This is a genomic window from Protofrankia sp. CiP1_Cm_nod1, from assembly GCF_920888515.1.
Lineage (GTDB): Bacteria > Actinomycetota > Actinomycetes > Frankiales > Frankiaceae > Protofrankia.
On sequence record NZ_CAKKTM010000181.1, the window covers coordinates 949 to 2,652 of the forward strand.

The 1,704-nt window shown below is 69.5% G+C and carries 2 protein-coding genes; one reads left to right on the forward strand and one right to left on the reverse strand.

Annotated features, from left to right (window positions below; translation table 11 throughout):
- A partial coding sequence (locus NBX02_RS08500; protein ID WP_250290810.1) for an SAM hydroxide adenosyltransferase occupies positions 1 to 377 on the forward strand: 377 nt, incomplete at its 5' end.
- 68 nt (positions 378 to 445) lie between these two features.
- Here NBX02_RS08500 and pucL read toward each other — a convergent pair.
- Entirely contained in the window at positions 446 to 1,318 is an 873-nt protein-coding gene (gene pucL, locus NBX02_RS08505; RefSeq protein WP_250290811.1) for a factor-independent urate hydroxylase, read from the reverse strand.
- Positions 1,319 to 1,704 lie beyond the last annotated feature (386 nt).

Consider the following 1,704-nt stretch of genomic DNA (forward strand, 5'->3'; position numbering starts at 1 on the left):
TCGGCCCCGCCGCTGGGGAGGTGCGCACCGGAGAGCCGGGCGTGACCGGCGGGGCAGCGCCGGTGGGGGTCGAGGTGGAGGCCGAGGTGGTCACCGTCGACACCTACGGCAACGTGCAGGTGGCCGCGGACGCGGCCCTGCTGGCCTCGGCCGGGATGCGGCCCGGCCATCTGCTCCGCGTCGTCGTGGGCACCGTGGTGACCACGGCCGTGTTCGGGATCACGTTCGCCTCGGTGGCTCCCGGCGAGCTTGTCGTCTACGTCGACTCCGCGGGCCTGGTGGCGCTCGCGGTCAACCGGGGCAGCGCCGCACAGCGCCTGGCGGCCGCGGCCGGGGATCCCCTCCGGCTGTCAGCGGCGCGCCCGGCTCCCTCGTGACCACGAGTCCGAGCCCACCAGCCGGGATGACGCGCAGCCGGCCGGCCGCCGTCGTCGTCGGGGAACGTCTACCAGGCTGACTCCGCCGCGGGCACGTCGTCCCGCAGGACAGTCCCCTCGATTTTTCCATATGGCCGGTCGGCCACCTGGAAGACGACGTCGGGATTGTCCAGCCCGAAGGGCGTCAGGTCGACCGGGAAATGGTGCCTGTTCGGCATGGACAGCCGGATTTCGGCCACTTCGGCATGGGCGGCGAGGACCTCTCGTCCCATGGCGTACAGGGTCTGTTGCAGCGCGCTGCTGGGGACCTGGGCAAACGTCTCGAGCAATGTCGCCCGGATGCTCGGGAACAACGTGCCGAAATCGACGGCGGCGCTCGTGCAGCGCCAGCGGGCGGTGATTTCGGTCGCCAGGACGCGGTCGTCCGTTCCGGCCAGTGTAGTGTAGTTGTCCCGGATGAATCCCCGGAATGCCGAACCGGTCGACTTCAGTACGACCAGGCCGGCTGTCCCGGAAACGACATGCGCGGTGTCCCGGTCGACGGTGACCGTCGCCGTCCGGTATTCGCCGCCGGTGCGGAGGAACGCGTGGTCGTGCCCGTGGCCGTCCACCTCGATCCGTTGCCAGCCGTATTCTGCGATCTCCAGCCGCGCGCCGGTGACCCACGGGGTGGCGGTGGTGAAGTGCCGGGCGAGCCGCAGGCCGAACTGTTCGATCTCACCGACACCGCCTGTGCGGGCGAACGCGTGGACGGTGTTCTTCTGGGTGTCGGTGGCCAGGATGTGACTGTTGTCACCGTCGACGTGCGCGCTGGTGAAGTCGCCCCACAGCGCCGACGTGACGCTGATGTCCCGGATCCGGTGCACCGGTGTCGAGCGCTCGATGTGGACGAGCCTGATCTCCGCTTTTCCGTACCTGTTGGGGCCGAGAACGACTGCCATCGCGCCTCCGTGGTCGGGGGCCGGACCCTTGTGTCGGTCCGGGGTCTTTACCGCGTCGAACTATTGTGTGTCGAACTGTTGCGTGTCGCGCTGTTGTGCTTAGGACTGTCGCGTGTAGGGCTGTTCCGTGTCGGGCTGTTGCGGGCTGGTCCGTCGGCCGGCCCGGCCGGCCCGGCCGGCGCGCCCGCTCGGGGCGACGTTACCCGCCGCCTCCGGGTCACTGGTTGTGACTTCCCGGCGCGGACGAGGCGCCTCGCGTCTCGTCCGGCCAAATCGGTCGCCGAGCGGACGCAACCTCTGAAAGCACTCAGGCGTCGGACGGGACGATGAGGGAGGGGATATGAAGCACTCGCGGAGAAGGTTACTCTCCGCATTCGCGCGTTGTA